General features: G+C 56.0%; 16 protein-coding genes. 5 read left to right on the top strand and 11 right to left on the bottom strand.

The window, feature by feature from the left end; translation table 11 throughout:
- Positions 1-272: 272 nt before the first annotated feature.
- Genes GGE09_RS15265 through GGE09_RS15250 form a run of 4 tightly spaced genes read right to left on the bottom strand, consistent with a single transcriptional unit; the run spans position 273 to position 4889 of the window.
- A complete protein-coding gene (locus GGE09_RS15265; protein WP_309747018.1) occupies positions 273-2963 on the bottom strand; it encodes a sensor histidine kinase in 2691 nt (896 codons plus the stop codon).
- Entirely contained in the window at positions 2960-3208 is a 249-nt protein-coding gene (locus GGE09_RS15260; protein WP_309747017.1) for a hypothetical protein, read from the bottom strand. Before GGE09_RS15260 ends, GGE09_RS15265 begins: the two co-directional genes overlap by 4 nt.
- A gap of 9 nt (positions 3209-3217) precedes the next feature.
- The gene (locus GGE09_RS15255; protein WP_309747016.1) at positions 3218-3583 is read right to left on the bottom strand and encodes a response regulator; all 366 of its coding nucleotides are present in this window, start codon (positions 3581-3583) and stop codon (positions 3218-3220) included.
- A 49-nt stretch (positions 3584-3632) separates the two neighbouring features.
- Positions 3633-4889: a short-chain fatty acyl-CoA regulator family protein gene (locus tag GGE09_RS15250; RefSeq protein ID WP_309747015.1), complete on the bottom strand. Its 1257-nt coding sequence runs from the start codon at positions 4887-4889 to the stop codon at positions 3633-3635.
- A gap of 233 nt (positions 4890-5122) precedes the next feature.
- Here GGE09_RS15250 and GGE09_RS15245 point away from each other — a divergent pair, with 233 nt between their 5' ends.
- The 5 genes from GGE09_RS15245 (at position 5123) to GGE09_RS15225 (ending at position 10330) form a co-directional block, all read left to right on the top strand.
- Positions 5123-6481 (top strand): substrate-binding protein, encoded by a 1359-nt coding sequence (locus GGE09_RS15245; RefSeq protein WP_309747014.1) that lies wholly within the window; start codon positions 5123-5125, stop codon positions 6479-6481.
- 87 nt (positions 6482-6568) lie between these two features.
- A complete protein-coding gene (locus tag GGE09_RS15240) occupies positions 6569-7615 on the top strand; it encodes a branched-chain amino acid ABC transporter permease (RefSeq protein ID WP_309747013.1) in 1047 nt (348 codons plus the stop codon).
- Positions 7616-7619: 4 nt separating this feature from the next.
- The gene (locus GGE09_RS15235; RefSeq protein ID WP_309747012.1) at positions 7620-8807 is read left to right on the top strand and encodes a branched-chain amino acid ABC transporter permease; all 1188 of its coding nucleotides are present in this window, start codon (positions 7620-7622) and stop codon (positions 8805-8807) included.
- A 14-nt stretch (positions 8808-8821) separates the two neighbouring features.
- A complete protein-coding gene (locus GGE09_RS15230) occupies positions 8822-9577 on the top strand; it encodes an ABC transporter ATP-binding protein (RefSeq protein WP_309747011.1) in 756 nt (251 codons plus the stop codon).
- Between the two features lie 12 nt (positions 9578-9589).
- Positions 9590-10330: an ABC transporter ATP-binding protein gene (locus GGE09_RS15225; protein ID WP_309747010.1), complete on the top strand. Its 741-nt coding sequence runs from the start codon at positions 9590-9592 to the stop codon at positions 10328-10330.
- Positions 10331-10466: 136 nt separating this feature from the next.
- Here GGE09_RS15225 and GGE09_RS15220 read toward each other — a convergent pair whose 3' ends face one another.
- The 7 genes from GGE09_RS15220 to GGE09_RS15190 all read right to left on the bottom strand — a co-directional run bounded on the left by GGE09_RS15220 (position 10467) and on the right by GGE09_RS15190 (position 15367).
- Positions 10467-10850, bottom strand: a complete 384-nt coding sequence (locus GGE09_RS15220; protein WP_309747009.1) for a VOC family protein — start codon at positions 10848-10850, stop codon at positions 10467-10469.
- 173 nt (positions 10851-11023) lie between these two features.
- Positions 11024-11458 (bottom strand): universal stress protein, encoded by a 435-nt coding sequence (locus GGE09_RS15215; RefSeq protein WP_309747007.1) that lies wholly within the window; start codon positions 11456-11458, stop codon positions 11024-11026.
- A 139-nt stretch (positions 11459-11597) separates the two neighbouring features.
- A complete protein-coding gene (locus GGE09_RS15210; RefSeq protein ID WP_309747006.1) occupies positions 11598-11999 on the bottom strand; it encodes a RidA family protein in 402 nt (133 codons plus the stop codon).
- Positions 12000-12029: 30 nt separating this feature from the next.
- The gene (locus GGE09_RS15205; protein WP_309747005.1) at positions 12030-12719 is read right to left on the bottom strand and encodes an ABC transporter ATP-binding protein; all 690 of its coding nucleotides are present in this window, start codon (positions 12717-12719) and stop codon (positions 12030-12032) included.
- Positions 12716-13474, bottom strand: coding sequence for an ABC transporter ATP-binding protein (locus tag GGE09_RS15200; RefSeq protein WP_309747004.1), 759 nt, complete (start codon positions 13472-13474; stop codon positions 12716-12718). The genes GGE09_RS15205 and GGE09_RS15200 overlap by 4 nt, the downstream gene beginning before the upstream one ends.
- Positions 13467-14450, bottom strand: a complete 984-nt coding sequence (locus tag GGE09_RS15195) for a branched-chain amino acid ABC transporter permease (RefSeq protein ID WP_309747003.1) — start codon at positions 14448-14450, stop codon at positions 13467-13469. Before GGE09_RS15195 ends, GGE09_RS15200 begins: the two co-directional genes overlap by 8 nt.
- Entirely contained in the window at positions 14447-15367 is a 921-nt protein-coding gene (locus tag GGE09_RS15190; protein WP_309747002.1) for a branched-chain amino acid ABC transporter permease, read from the bottom strand. The genes GGE09_RS15195 and GGE09_RS15190 overlap by 4 nt, the downstream gene beginning before the upstream one ends.
- Positions 15368-15375 lie beyond the last annotated feature (8 nt).

Below are 15375 nucleotides of genomic sequence, written 5' to 3'. Positions count from 1 at the left end.
TTGGAGCGGTTTTAACTAATAAACCAGTCTGCTGCTTTCCCCCGCGTCCAATTACGCACAGGGAAATGTGCAAAACAAGCAAAAACCATCAATATGGTCCAAAATGGGCCCGATTTTGCCACAAAATCGCCCGAATTGGTTAAAAATGGAAACACTGTTTTCGTGGGTGTTGCTTTGTATCAAAAAGGGCAACAATTGAAATTAACCATGAAAAATATCGACAATTTGATTCGAATCTCCAAATCGATTGAAGTGGTTGCTGTTGGGCTGGGCTACTGGGCCGCAAAAGGTTCAGCTGCGACAACAGGCAGGGTAATTCTAAAAACCGCGCCTTTGTCAGTACCTGCATAAGACAGGGTGCCGCCTAAATTCTTAACAATCTCGCGGCTGATCGGCAGTCCCAGTCCTGCGCTGCCCGATGAAAACTTGTTGGACAGTTTCGAAAACTTTTCAAAGATCAGATCAATGTCATCATCGCTGATACCTTTGCCGTTATCTGCCACCGCGATCACCAACTGGTCCTCATGGATGCCGCTTAGCACACTGACCTCTGGTGGAGAGGTGTCGCAATGTTTCAGCGCATTTGTCACAAGATTGATTAATACCTGCGAAAGCCGGTCTGAATCCGTATAAAGCATCACCCGCTCTGCGGTTTTGTCCCGCAGGATTTTCGCCCCAAGTTCAGTGGCTTGTGCCTGTGTGGTGGTCAACGCACGATCAATCACACGGCTAAGGGGCACGGTTTCAAGGTTTAACTGCACCCGTCCGTTTTCCATAAAGCTGAGGTCCAGAATATCATCCAACAGGCGGGTCAGGCGGATGCTCTCGTCGTGGATGATGGTGGCAAAATGGTTCAGCTGATCCGGATCCAGCGTGTCATTGTCCTGCAAGATTTCGGAAAATGTGCGGATCGACGTCATCGGCGTGCGTAACTCGTGGCTGACCTGACTAAGGAATGTGTCTTTCTGCGCGCCCAGTTCGGTCAGCTTGGCATTGGCGTGGCGCAATTGAACAGCGGCCTGCTCTAGCTCTTTGGATTGGGTTTCAAGGCGGGCGGAATATTCCATGATCTGGGCGGTTTCATCGGCCACGGCGATCATATCTTCAAACGAAATTTCGGCCCCGCCCGTGACCTGTGCCATCATCGCATGGGCCGCTGCCGCCCCGACGGACCCCGCGATTTCCCGTTCCAACGTTGCGACCAACTCGTTGGTGGCATCGGGAAGCGGTGAATCCTTACCTTGATGGCGGGCTTGGGTTTTGAACAGGGCCATGGCTTCATCCCGCCCCAAAATCCGCTGGGCGAGGATCAGCAAATCTTCAATCGCGGTACTGCGGGTGATCCCGCGCCTTGGGGACATCTGGCCAAAGACATTGATGAATTGCACCGATTGCAACCGCTCGATGGCGCTGGGGGTGGTCAGCAAGGACACCAGTACAAAGACAATTGTGTTTAATCCCAGGGACCAGAATACCGCATGGACCAGCGGGTCATTGATCCCTACACCCATCAGGTTTTGCGGGATCAGCGCTGCCACCCCAAAGAGGCCAAGAGCCAGGGTTTCCGCGCTAAGCAGGACAGAACTGCCAAAGCTGGGGAAGAATAACGTATAGGCCCAGATGAAAAATCCGGTGCAAATGCTGGCGATAGCGGCAGGGCGGGTGGCGCTGGACCAGAACAATCCGCCCAGCAGCGCAGGCAGCACCTGCGCCACGCCCAAAAAGGCGATCAACCCGATGGATGCCAGCGCCCCCGTGCCCCCTGTGAACTGGAAATACAAAAAGCCAAGCGCCACAACCACCGCAATGCTGACACGGCGCGAGCGTAACAAAAGGTCTCGAACATCGTCACTGGCAGGGTTGCGATTGGCGTTTTTGCGCAGCCACAGGGGCAGGACAATATGGTTGGATACCATTGTGGACAGCGCAATAGAAGCCACGATCACCATTGACGTGGCCGATGAGAACCCGCCCAAAAATGCAAGCGTGGCAAGGGTTTGATAGCCTTGATCCAGCGGTACGGTCAGCACAAACAGGTCTGGATTGGCATCCGCTGGCAAAATGGATTGGCCCGCGATGGCGATGGGCAGAACAAACAGGCTCATCAAAAACAGATACAGCGGAAAGGCCCAGCTGGCAGTGGCAAGGTGGCGTTCATTGGCGTTTTCAACCACGATCACCTGAAACATGCGGGGCAGGCAGATGATGGCGCAGGCGGACAAGAAATTCAGCGTCATCCAGCGGGCATTAAAGACCTGACTGCTTTGCAACAACTCGGGATCCATGCGGGAAAAAATATCGACGGGGCCACTGGCGACCCCCCAAACCACAAAAATCCCGACGGATAACAGGGCGGCCAGTTTGACCACCGCTTCGACGGCAATGGCGGTGACGACGCCGTGATGGCGTTCATTGGCATCCAGATTTCGGGTGCCAAAAATGATGGTAAACACCGCCAGACCTGCCGCCACATAAAATGCTGTGACCGTGGGCGAGGGTGCAGGCGCCCCCGTGGCGGTGGTGAACACCGCAAAGCTAAGGGTCATGGATTGCAGTTGCAGCGCGATATAAGGCGTGGTGCCGACCACCGCCAGCACCGTCACGATCACCGCCAGACCACCGCTTTTACCATAGCGCGAAGACAGTAAATCCGCGATCGAGGTGATGCGCTGCACCCGCCCGATCCGCACCAGTTTGCGCAGCAACCACCACCAGCCGACAAAGACCAAAGTCGGCCCCAAATAGATCGTCACAAATTCCAACCCGCTGCGCGCCGCAGACCCCACAGCGCCGTAAAAAGTCCAGGCTGTGCAATAGACCGAAATGGACAAAGTATAGACCAGCGGAGAGCGCAACAGCTTGAAACGGCCGTTCTCGGCCCCCCGTTCGGCGGCGTAAGCGACCACAAACAGGCCCACCACATAGAGCAGGCAGATGGATACAAGGATGTTAAAGCTGATCATCGGGGCGGGGTGTCTCTGGTTGCACGCCGCGCCAGAAAAAAGGTCAGAATGATCAACCCCGCCCAGACGCTGAACACGTAAACAAAGGGCGCGGGTAGGCCCAAAATGCTGCCGGACTGGGTGAAGACAACCATCAAAGGCGTCATCAATAACAGGATACCAGTGACGGGTAACAATGTGGCCACATCGCGAAAACGGCGGCCCGGTCGGCTGGGCAATGTGGGGCGCGTCTGGCGGTTAGTCATCCGCGAAACTCATTTCAAAAGCGACTTGATGTTTGCGATTATTTCCTTGTTTGAAAAGGGCTTAGTCATAAACATCGACGCCCCTGCCGCCTGTGCTGCTGCGCGGTCGCGGGACTGGCCTTTGGCGGTCAACATCAAAACTGGCGTGTCTGCCATGCCCGCTGTGCCGCGAATTTCATTCAGGATTTCAAAGCCGCTTTTGCCCGGCAACATCACATCCAGTATCACCAGATCTGGGGTCAGCCGCGCGGCTGTTTCTGCGGCGCTGATGCCCTCGGAATGGGTGCTGACAGACAGGCCTTCGCGGGTCAGCAAAAAGCTGAGCGCCTCTACTATGTGGGGTTCATCCTCGATCAATAACACGCGTTCGTGCATTCCAGCCTCCCAACCGATTGCGTTGTGAAACTAGGGCAAGGGTGCGGTTCTAGGCAAGGATGTAATCTACGCGGCGCGCAGTACAGTGTTTTCGCGGGCAGACGCTGCAATGCAGACCGGCCAGAATCGGGGTCGGCAAATCCTTGGACAACACACGCGGATCAGAGCTGAATATCATCGTCGAACGCAGCAAGGCGGGCAGGCCGTAGCTGCCAAATCCGCTGGGCTCTGACAGGGCATACACCAGCACCCGATCCCCCGAGGGCATTTCAAGGGCAGAGCGGAGTATCTGCCCTGGCTGGGCGAAAGCGCGATAGACGGGCCAGAGCGGGCAGGCGGATGAATAAAGCGGCAGCGCCAGTTCGGGGGTGGGTTTGCGCATCAGAACGGCGCCTGACATATCCACCTCGATCAAACCAAAGCTCGGAAAACCCGCATCGGGGGGCATCTGCGCCATGCGGAACAGGATGGTCATCAGGCTGGTGTCAAAGTGATCCGCCAAAACAATCGGATCATAACCGAGCTTGGCTGCTGTGCGGGCAAACAGATCGGCGGGCATGGAGTTTTCGATGGATTTGTAACGCTCCAACGTGGTGTGTAGCACGGGTGCGGCATGGGGGCCGCTGTCCAGTTCGGGTGCGGCATGGGCAGGCGGAACGTGGTCATGGGCCGCCCAGAAATCATGCACCACCGCAGTTGACGGCGCGCCCGGTTCGCTTTTGTCGTCATGGTCAAAGAAATCCACCATCTTTTGAGCGGTTTCTGACAGGCGCTGGCTGTCCGCGTGCAGATTGTTCACAAAACGGCTGTGCATATCGGCGGGTATGTCGCCTGCCGTTGCTAGAATACTGGCGGTGGACCGGATGGCGGTAATGTTGGACAGGATTTGATGCATGGTCTCTGACACAAACGGGTCATGGGCCATTTGGTCTGTCATGGCGGTCAGGGTTTCGCGCTGTTCCAGTGTGGTGCGGGCCAGCCCGCTGAGCAGTTTTGCCCAGCCGGGGTAGCGGCCCACGAATTCTTCGATCCGGTCCATTTCGGGTTGGGACAACTGGTTCGCCTTAGCGGTTTCGGTCAGTGTATTGATCAGTGTGGCATCCGCGCCCTCGGTCAGGTCGGATGGCTGTAGGCCCAGTTCGCGGGCTATAGACAGCAAGGTCCGCCCCGCGATTCCCCGTCGGTTGTGTTCGATCAGGTTAAGATAGCTGGCGGAAATCCCTACAGACTTGGCCAGCGCTGTCTGGGTCAGTTTCTGGGTTTGCCGCCTCTCGCGTATCCGTGTTCCGATCAGCGTTTTGGGCAAGGCTTTTTTCCTTTGATTGCGTTACGTTGCGGGTATTTCGTTAATAAGTTTACAGATTGCTGCGTTGCGTCGAGAAAATATTTACAAAAAAATCATTGCAAAGCAAGAGTTTATTGCGTTTTTAACAGATAAGCAGGAACATGCCTATGTCAATTATATGACGAGGTGTCCGGGCGCGTGTCCATGGGAGGATGCACGGACCGGTCAAAATTGAGTTCATTGGGAGGAAATCTATGACTCTGATTAAACCAACACGGCGTGGTGTTATTAAAGGCGGCGCATTGGCGGGTGCTGGCATGGCAATGCCAACGATCCTGACAGCTGCAAGCCACGCAGGTTATCGGAACGCGCCGCAAGGTGGGTCCGTAACGCTGGGCTTTAACGTTCCGCAATCTGGTCCCTACGCGGATGAAGGCGCCGACGAACTACGCGCTTATGAATTGGCTGTTGAACACCTGAACGGCGGTGGCGACGGCGGCATGATGAATACATTCATGGCCAATGGCAGCAAATCCAGCCTGAAAGGCAACGGTATTCTGGGTAAGAAGGTGGAATATGTCACCGGCGATACACAGACCAAATCCGATGCGGCGCGGGCTTCTGCGAAATCCATGATCGAAAAAGACGGTGCAATCATGATCACGGGCGGGTCTTCGTCTGGTGTGGCGGTTGCGGTGCAAGGCCTGTGTCAGGAAGCTGGCGTTATTTTCATGGCCGGTTTGACACACTCGAATGACACCACCGGCAAAGACAAGAAAGCCAACGGGTTCCGTCACTTCTTTAACGGGTATATGTCCGCGGCGGCTTTGGCTCCTGTTCTGGCGAAAATGTATGGGACAGACCGTAAGGCCTATCACCTGACAGCCGACTATACTTGGGGTTGGACGCAACAGGAATCCATCGCAGCGGCCACCGAAGCCAAGGGTTGGGAAACGGTTAAGAACGTTCTGACGCCATTGGCCACGACGGATTTCTCGGCCTATGTGGCACCGGTTCTGAATTCTGGCGCGGATGTACTGGTTCTGAACCACTACGGCGGGAACATGGTGAACTCCTTGACCTCTGCTGTGCAGTTCGGTCTGCGCGACAAACAGGTGAACGGTAAGAACTTCGAAATCGTTGTGCCGCTGTATTCGCGTTTGATGGCGCGTGGTGCGGGTGAAAATGTGAAGGGGATCTTCGGGTCCACAAACTGGCATTGGTCGCTACAGGACGAGGCGTCAAAAGCCTTTGTTAAATCCTTTGGCACCAAATACGGCTTCCCGCCGTCACAGGCAGCCCACACAGTTTACTGTCAAACGCTGCTCTATGCGAATGCTTGTGAAACCGCTGGTACGTTCAACCCTTGCGGCGTTGGCGAAGCACTGGAAGGCTTGCAGTTCGACGGTCTGGGCAACGGCCCAACCGAGTATCGCGCCGAGGACCACCAGTGCTTTAAAGACGTGCTGGTTGTGAAGGGTAAAGACAACCCGACATCCGAGTTCGATTTGCTGGAAGTGGTCGAAGTTACACCACGTGCGCAAGTGGAATATGCACCGGATCACCCGATGTTTGCCGGTGGCGATTTGGGCAAATGTAATCCGGGCGCGTAAGTGAACCGACCCTAAATCCTGGCCGCGGCGACCTGTTTGCCGTGGCCTTTATTATGCAACCCTTATCAAAGAAGAAGGGGCGGGACTATGGACGCAATCCTCCTGCAAATTCTAAACGGTCTGGACAAAGGCTCCGCTTATGCGTTGATCGCCCTTGGCCTGACGCTGATCTTCGGCACCTTGGGCGTGGTCAATTTTGCCCATGGCGCATTGTTCATGATCGGCGCGTTTTGTGCTGTAACTTTACAAAAAATTCTGAACCTCAGCACGATCAGCATTGACCCTGAAAAGAAAGATTTTCTGGGCAATCCGATGCAGGTGAAAACCCCTTATGTGGAATCTTGGTTCGGCGAGGCGACGGGGCAGATGATCATCAACTGGTCGGTGCCACTCGCCATTCTATTCGCGATTCCGGTGATGTTGGCCATTGGCTACATTATGGAACGTGGATTGATCAAACATTTCTACAAGCGTCCTCATGCGGATCAGATTCTGGTGACCTTTGGTCTGGCAATTGTGATTCAGGAAGTTGTGAAACACTATTACGGTGCCAATCCGATCCCGACCCCGGCACCGGATGCGCTGCGCGGATCGTTTGATTTTGGCGTCTTGCTGGGATTTGACCCCAATGCGGTGATCTATCCTTTGTGGCGGCTGGTGTATTTCGGGTTCTCGGCCCTAGTGATCGGGGCGGTGTTTGCCTTTTTGCAATTCACCACCTTTGGCATGGTTGTGCGCGCTGGCATGGCGGATCGGGAAACCGTTGGCTTGTTGGGCATCAATATTGACCGTCGCTTCACCATCACCTTTGGCATTGCCGCTGCGGTGGCAGGGCTGGCGGGTGTGATGTACACGCCGATCAACAGCCCGAACTATCACATGGGTATGGATTTCCTTGTGCTTAGCTTTGTGGTTGTGGTGGTTGGCGGCATGGGCAGCCTGCCCGGTGCGGTGCTGGCGGGGTTCCTTTTGGGCATCCTCGAAAGTTTTGCCGCAATGAATGAGGTCAAAGGCTTCTTTGAAGCGATCTACCTGCCTTCTATCGACCAAATCATCATCTATCTTGTTGCGATTATCGTTCTGTTGACCCGTCCGCGGGGCCTGATGGGGCGCAAAGGCGTGATGGAGGAATAACCCTATGTTCGGACTGAATAAAAAAGACGCAGGCCTGTTGGTTTTTGTGATCTGTGTAACCCTGCTGGCGCCGTTCATCATGAACCCGTTTCCCGCAGATAGCGCCATGGCGCAGTTTAACGCGGGCTATCCCGACCTGATGCAACGCTTTGTGATCTTTGGCATCTTTGCTATCGGGTTTAACATCCTGTTCGGGCTGACCGGATATCTGTCCTTTGGCCACGCGGCCTTTCTGGGGGCGGGGTCTTATGCGGCGGTTTGGATGTTCAAGCTGCTCAGCTACAACATCCTGCCAGCGATTGTGCTGTCGGTGATTGTGGCGGGGCTGTTTTCGGTGGTGATCGGATTTATCTCGCTGCGCCGCTCTGGCATCTACTTCTCGATCCTGACGCTGGCTTTTGCGCAGATGTCTTTTGCCATGGCCTATTCGGTGCTGACGCCGCTGACAAACGGGGAAACCGGTTTGCAGGTCTATAACGACGATCCCCAATGGCTGAAAGGCAACGGGCCGGATGCGACCCATTTCTTCGGGCTGGAAATGCGATCCACCTATGAATTGGTTCTGGGCGGCTGGTCGTTTTCGTTCAACGTGGGCTATTACTTTTGCGCGGCCTTGATGCTGGTGGCGTTTTATCTGGCCATTCGCATCTTCCGCTCTCCGTTTGGGCTGATGCTGCGGGCGATTAAAACCAACCAGACCCGTCTGAATTATACGGGCTTGAATTCACGTCCCTATACGCTGGCGGCCTTTGTGATTTCGGGCATGTACGCAGGTCTTGCGGGTGGTTTGATGGCGTCAATGGATCCACTGGCAGGGGCCGAGCGGATGCAATGGACCGCATCTGGCGAGGTGGTTTTGATGACCATTCTTGGCGGATCGGGCACGTTGCTCGGGCCATTGTTGGGGGCTGGTTTCATCAAATACTTTGAAAACATCTTTTCCAAAATCAACGAAAGCGTGTTGCACAGCTGGTTCGGGTTTCTGCCGGATGGGTTGGAAAACAGCTTGATCTGGGTGGTCGAACATTTTGTCGGGCCGGGCTGGCACCTGACGCTGGGGTTGTTGTTCATGCTGATCGTGATCTTCCTGCCCGGTGGCCTGATGGAAGGCGCGACCCGTATTCGCAACCGCTTTAAAGGCGGCAAAGACAAAAAAGACACCGAGGGCAAATACGCCCCGGCTGGCGAATAGGGAAGGTTGGATTTATGGGAATTCTTGAAATCCAGAATGTGAACAAATCTTTTGGTGGTCTGAAAGCGTTGCAAAACGTCAATCTGAACATCGAGGAAGGCACAATCCACGCAATTATCGGCCCGAACGGGGCCGGTAAATCTACGCTGCTGAACTGTTTTGTCGGGAAACTGATGCCAGACACGGGCACTGTCACCTTTGACGGGCACTCTTTGCTGGGTAAAAAACCCCACGAGATTAACCAGATCGGGGTCAGCCGTGTGTTCCAGACGCCAGAAATCTTTTCCGACCTCAGCGTGTTTGAAAACGTGATGATCCCCTGCTTTGCCAAACGGGACGGTGCGTTTGAAATGAATGCATGGTCCCGTGTGCTGGGCCAAAGCGACATTCAGGAAAAAGCCGAACAGATGCTGATCGACGTGAATATGATCGACAAACGGCATATGATCGCCTCGTCCATGTCGCGTGGCGATAAACGGCGGTTGGAAATGGCTATGTGTCTGGCCCAAGACCCCAAACTGTTGTTGCTGGACGAACCCACTGCCGGTATGGCGCGGGCGGATACCAACAACACAATTGAGCTGTTGGCCCAAATTCAGGACAAGCGGCACATCACGATGGCAGTGATTGAACATGACATGCATGTGGTGTTTTCGCTGGCGCAAAAAATCTCGGTTCTGGCGCAAGGCACTGTGATCGTTGAAGACCTGCCCGAGAACATCAAAGGCCACCCCAAAGTCCAAGAAGCCTATCTTGGCACGGCGCATTAAAAGGTGAACGCTATGATCGAAAAGAATGCAAATCACGCGGCCACCGCACCTGCCTATTTCTCGGCCCATGATATTCACGCCTATTACGGTGAAAGTTACATCGTGCAAGGCGTGTCCCTGAACATCCATGAGGGCGAGATTCTGGCCCTGCTGGGGCGCAACGGGGCGGGGAAAACATCGACCCTGCGGGCATTGGCGCGGCTGGATGATCCGATGGTGACCCACGGTGAAATCTGGCTGGATCACCAGCCCTTGCATGACATGAAAGCATGGCAGGCCGCGCAGGCGGGAATCGGGCTGGTGCCTGAAGATCGGCGAATCATTCAGGGATTGACGGTTGAGGAGAACATCCAGCTTGCCCAGATCGAAAAACCCATCGGCTGGTCGATCGAGCGCATCTATGAATTGTTCCCCCGTCTGGGTGAACGCCGCAAGCAAGAAGGCACAACACTGTCCGGTGGCGAGCAGCAGATGCTGGCGATCGGTCGCGCTTTAGCCCGTGATATCAAGCTGTTACTGCTGGATGAGCCCTATGAGGGTCTGGCCCCTGTGATCGTGCAGGAAATCGAAAAGACCCTGCATCACATTCGCGAACAGGGGATGACGACAATAATTGTTGAACAAAACGCCGTAGCTGCGTTAAATCTGGCGGATCGGGCGGTTATTCTGGATACAGGGCAAATTGTATTCGATGGAACCGCCAAGGAAGTGTTAGACAATGAACAACTGCGCCATGAATATCTGGCGATTTAGCCCAGACGGCTAGACTGTACCGAGGTTGGGAGGAGGGGATGTTCGCATCCCCAAAGCGGAAAGGGCGGCCTATAGGGGCTGCCCTTTTTGTTTGAGTATTTTAGGAACATTGAAGTAATTGAAGGGCGTGATGCTTTTACCGTTGGAGAATTTCGCCCACGTCGACCCGGTTCCCATCAGGATCTGCAAAGACAAAGGCGCGCAAACCGTAGTCTTTATCCTCGATCCGCCGGATGATCCGTAACTCATGGTGTTGGCATGATCGATACGCGGCGTTTGCGTCTGACACCAGCAAATGCGCTACATTGTAAGGGGGGGCTTTGTGGTTTGGATTGCGGGTTAAATGTAGTTCTGCGGCGTCTTTTTTGAGGATCATAAAGCCCACAGGGGCACCGTTCTCAAAGGCTTTCTGGAAGCCGAAGACATCGCGGTACAGTTTGTAAGCGGCATGGATATCGCGCACTGCGAGTGTGGGGGCAATTCGCCCCAAGTGAAATTCTGGGATATGTTCAAGTGTCATGGCAAAACCCTTTAATCAGTCGTTCGCGGAATGGTCAGGCCAGTCGGTGCTGGGTGTATGAGCCATAGATCGCAGTACAGGGCAGTGCCTGAGGGTATTTTAGAGCAAATAAAGGGCAGTTCAAGAGATTTTGCCGAAAGCCAAAGACGCTTGTGGCTTTCGGCGTTGGGTCGTTATTTGACTGTCAGCACCGCGCAAGTGGCGTCATGGGTGATCTTGGAAGATGTGCTGCCAAGGAAAATTGCGGCAAGGTTTCCAAGGCCGCGCCGTCCACAAACGATCAGGTCTGCGGATTTGGCTGTGGCGACGGAGAGCACTTCGTCTGCGGGAATACCGCTGCCGATATAGGTGCTTTTGGGTTCCGTTCCGTACCCTTCGCAGGCGGTTTTTGCTTCGGCCATAACGGTGCGACCCGCTTCGGCGATTTGCTCAAACGAGGCTTCCAGAACATAGGTTCCAGCCCCGACTGCAACGGCAGTGGTGTCCACTTGCGGGGTGTGGACCAGATGCAGATCGGCGTTGTAATGGGCGGCAATATCACAAGCCGCTTTCAACGCGTGTTTGGACGGCTCTGATCCATCTACGGCGGCGACGATTGTGGTGAACATGACGAGACTCCTGTTTTTGCGACGGGTTCATTATACCATGAACGCGCAAAGATTGCTTTGACATAGATTAAGCTAGCTTACTTCCGGTCAAGTTCCACTGGGACGTATTGACCTGATTTCAACCTTTTACTTGCGCGTTTCAGGATTTCCCAAGATAAGCCGTCGCCTCTATTTCCAGCAGGGCTTCGTCTTCGATCAGGCCTGCGACCACCAACATGGACATGGCGGGGAAGTGACGGCCCAGCACTGCGCGATAGACAGCGCCGATTTCGCTTTGGCGGGCCATATACTCGGTTTTATCCAGAATGAACCACGTCAGGCGGGTGATGTCCGTGACTTGACCGCCAGCTGATTCAACCACGGCGACGATATTGCGCAGGGCCTGTTCCATCTGGCCGATGAAATCATGGGTTTCGAATTTCTGTTCGGCGCTCCAGCCGATTTGCCCGCCGATATAAAGCGTGCCATCTGCGGCCAGTATACCGTTGGCATAGCCTTTGGCGGGTGCCCAGCCGTCGGGGGTGATGCTTTGATGTGTCATGGGGTGTCTCCTCCAAGAGAAACGGCGCGGTTACACGCCGAGGAATTGTTGGGTGATATCCGCGTCCAGCGCGGTGATGTTTCCGGTCCAGACCGTGCTGCCCCGTTCAAGGATTGTGGCGCGGTCGGCGATCTGGGACAGTTCTTTCAGGGATTTATCCACCACCAGAATGGCAAGCCCCGTGTCCCGTTTCAGGCTTGCGATGGCGGCCCAGATTTCCTGGCGCACAATGGGGGCGAGCCCTTCTGTGGCCTCGTCCAAAATCAGCAGGCGCGGGTTGGTCATTAAGGCGCGGCCGATGGCCAGCATCTGTTGTTCGCCCCCTGACAGGGATGCTGCAGACTGGTTGCGGCGTTCTTCCAGACGTGGGAACAGGCTGGCAACGCGGGGCAGATCCCAATGGCCTGCGCGGGCGGCGGCGGTCAGGTTTTCCGCAACGCTGAGGTTGGGAAAACAGCGGCGGCCTTCGGGGACAAGACCAAGCCCAAGGCGTGCGGCTTTAAAGGCGGGCAGGCGGGTCAGGTCATGGCCGTCAAAACTTATGCTTCCGGCGCTGGTGGGCAGTAGGCGGCACAGGGTTTTGACGGTGGTGGATTTGCCCATGCCGTTGCGCCCCATCAGGGCCAGAACCTCGCCCTCGGCAATATCCAGCGACACATCAAACAAGGCTTGGGTTGCTCCGTAGGATGCGGCGATATTGGTGATCGACAAAAGGGTCATGCGTCCTCTCCCAGATAGGCGCGGCGCACTTCGGGGTGGGCGCGGATGTCTGCCACACTGCCCGTGGCGATGATCTGGCCGTAGACCAGCACGCTGATCCGGTCGGCCAGCGCAAAGACCGCGTCCATGTCATGTTCAACCATCAGGATCGGGGCCTGCGCGCGCAACCCGTCCAGAAATCCGGTCAGGGTTTTCGAACCACTTGCACCCAGTCCAGCCATGGGTTCATCCATCACAAAGGCTTTGGGCTTCAGGGTCAAAGCCACGGCCACCTCTAGCTGGCGGCGCTGACCGTGGGATAATTCGGCGGTGCGGGTGCGGGCGTGGTCTTGCAGGCCGACCCGTTCCAGCGCCTGTTCTGCGGTCTGGCGCAGGGCGGTGTTGTTCAGGGCGGATCGGAACAGGCGAAACGGGCGGCCAGCCGCGCCGAGCGCGCCAAGCACGGCGTTTTGCAAAACCGTGTCTTCCATTGCCAAGGCTGACACCTGAAACGTGCGCCCCAGTCCCAGTTGCGCCCGTTTGGCGGTGGGCAGGGCGGTTACATCGCGCCCGTTCAGCAGGACCTGTCCGCTGTCGGGCTTCAATCCACCTGCGATCTGGGCGATCAGGGTGGATTTGCCTGCGCCATTCGGCCCGATCAGCGCATGAATTTCGCCCGCCCGCAGATCAAGCGAGATGTCCTGACTGGCCTTCAACGCGTCAAAGGATTTGCAGATGTTGCGGGTTTCAAGGATCGGGGTTTGGGCATCAGTCATGGGTTTTCTCCTGCCCTGCCAATGTGCCGATGACACCGCCTTTGGCGAACAGCACCACCAACAGCAACAGCAGGCCAAGGTAGATGTGCCAGAACTCGCTTAGCCCGCCAAGGATGTGTTCAAGGATGATAAACAGGGCGGCACCTGCGATGGGGCCGAACAGACGCGCGGTGCCGCCGAGGATAATAAAAACCATGATTTCACCGCTGGTTTGCCAGCTGAACATGGTGGGGCTGACAAAGCGGTTCAGGTCGGCGAACAGTGCCCCTGCCAAGCCTGTAATCATGCCCGAAATCACAAAGGCTACAAGGCGCAGGCGATAGGGGGACAGGCCGATAGTTTCCACCCGCTGGGGCGATTGGCGCGCCGCGTTCAGGGCAAGGCCGAAGGGGGATTTGGCAAGCCGCGCAGAAAACAGCACTGCGGCCATCAGCAGGGTAAAGGTGATGGCGAAGAACTGGATCGGGTCCAGCGTGTTAAGCCCTGCAAAGTCGTTGCGCACATAGATCAGCAGGCCGTCCTCACCGCCATAGGCGGGCCAGCTGATGGTGAAATAATACAGCATTTGCCCAAAGGCGAGGGTGATCATGATGAAGTAAACGCCAGATGTCCGCAGGCTTAGCGCGCCGATCAAAAGGGCGGTCAGGCCGGATGCAAGGATCGCCACAACCCAGATGACCGGCATGGATTTGGTGCCCTCGATCAGGATCGGCCAGTCGGTGATGGCGGTATAGCTTTGGGCATGGCTTGCAAGGATGCCCATAGCATAGCCGCCGATGCCAAAAAACGCCGCATGGCCAAGGCTGACCAAGCCCCCAAGCCCCAGCGCGATGTTCAGCCCGACCCCTGCCAGCGCAAGGATCGCCACTTTGGTCGTCAGTGTGATGATAAAGGGTTCATCCACCATATAGGCCCAAAGCGGCACTAGCAGCAAAGCCAGCCCGAGGGCGGTGTTTATCAGGGTCTCGCGCGTCATTGTTTCACCCCGAACAGGCCCGAAGGTTTCACCACCAGCACCAGTGCCATCAGGATGTAAATTGACATAGAGGCCAGCGCCGAGCCTGCGGCGGTGGCAGCGGAATTATCCATGAACAGGCCAAACAACAGGGGCAGTAACAACCGGCCCAGCGTATCGGTCAGCCCCACCAGAATGGCCCCGACCAAAGCGCCTTTGATCGACCCGATGCCGCCGATCACAATCACCACAAAGGCAAGGATCAGCACGGGTTCGCCCATGCCCACCTGAACCGATTGGATCGCCCCCACCAATGCGCCCGCCAGCCCTGCGAGGGCCGCACCAAGGGCAAAGACGATGGTGTAAAGCCGCGATATATCGACCCCGAGGGCGGCGATCATTTCACGGTCGCTTTCGCCCGCGCGGATCTGGATGCCCAGGCGGGTGCGCGAAATCAGCAGGAACAGGCCAAAGGCGACCAACAGGCCAATGGCGATCAGGGTCAGGCGATAAAGCGAATACTGGATGCCGCCCGGTAGTGTGACAGGGCCGGACAGGTAATCGGGGATGTTCAGGAACAGCGGAAACGAACCAAACAGCCAGCGCGTGCTTTCGGAAAAGATCAGGATCAGCGCGAATGTGGCCAACACCTGATCCAGATGTTCGCGGGCGTAAAGCCTGCGGATCACAAGGATTTCTACCAGCGCCCCTGCGGCAGCGGCGGCGGCAAGGGCCGCGATCAGCGCCAGCAGGAACGACCCTGTCGCCCCTGCCACAGCAGCGGCGGCAAAGGCTCCGACCATGAACAATGACCCATGGGCCAGATTGATCAGCCCCATGACGCCGAACACCAAGGTCAGGCCAGCAGCCATCAAAAACAGCATGATCCCGAACTGTAACCCGTTCAGAACCTGCTCGGCCAAGAGGAGGAGGGACATAAAAACCG

The sequence above is a fragment of the Roseobacter sp. N2S genome (assembly GCF_031454055.1).
GTDB lineage: Bacteria > Pseudomonadota > Alphaproteobacteria > Rhodobacterales > Rhodobacteraceae > Amylibacter.
Note: the sequence above shows the minus strand (reverse complement) of the source record. Positions and strands in the feature narration are given on the sequence as shown.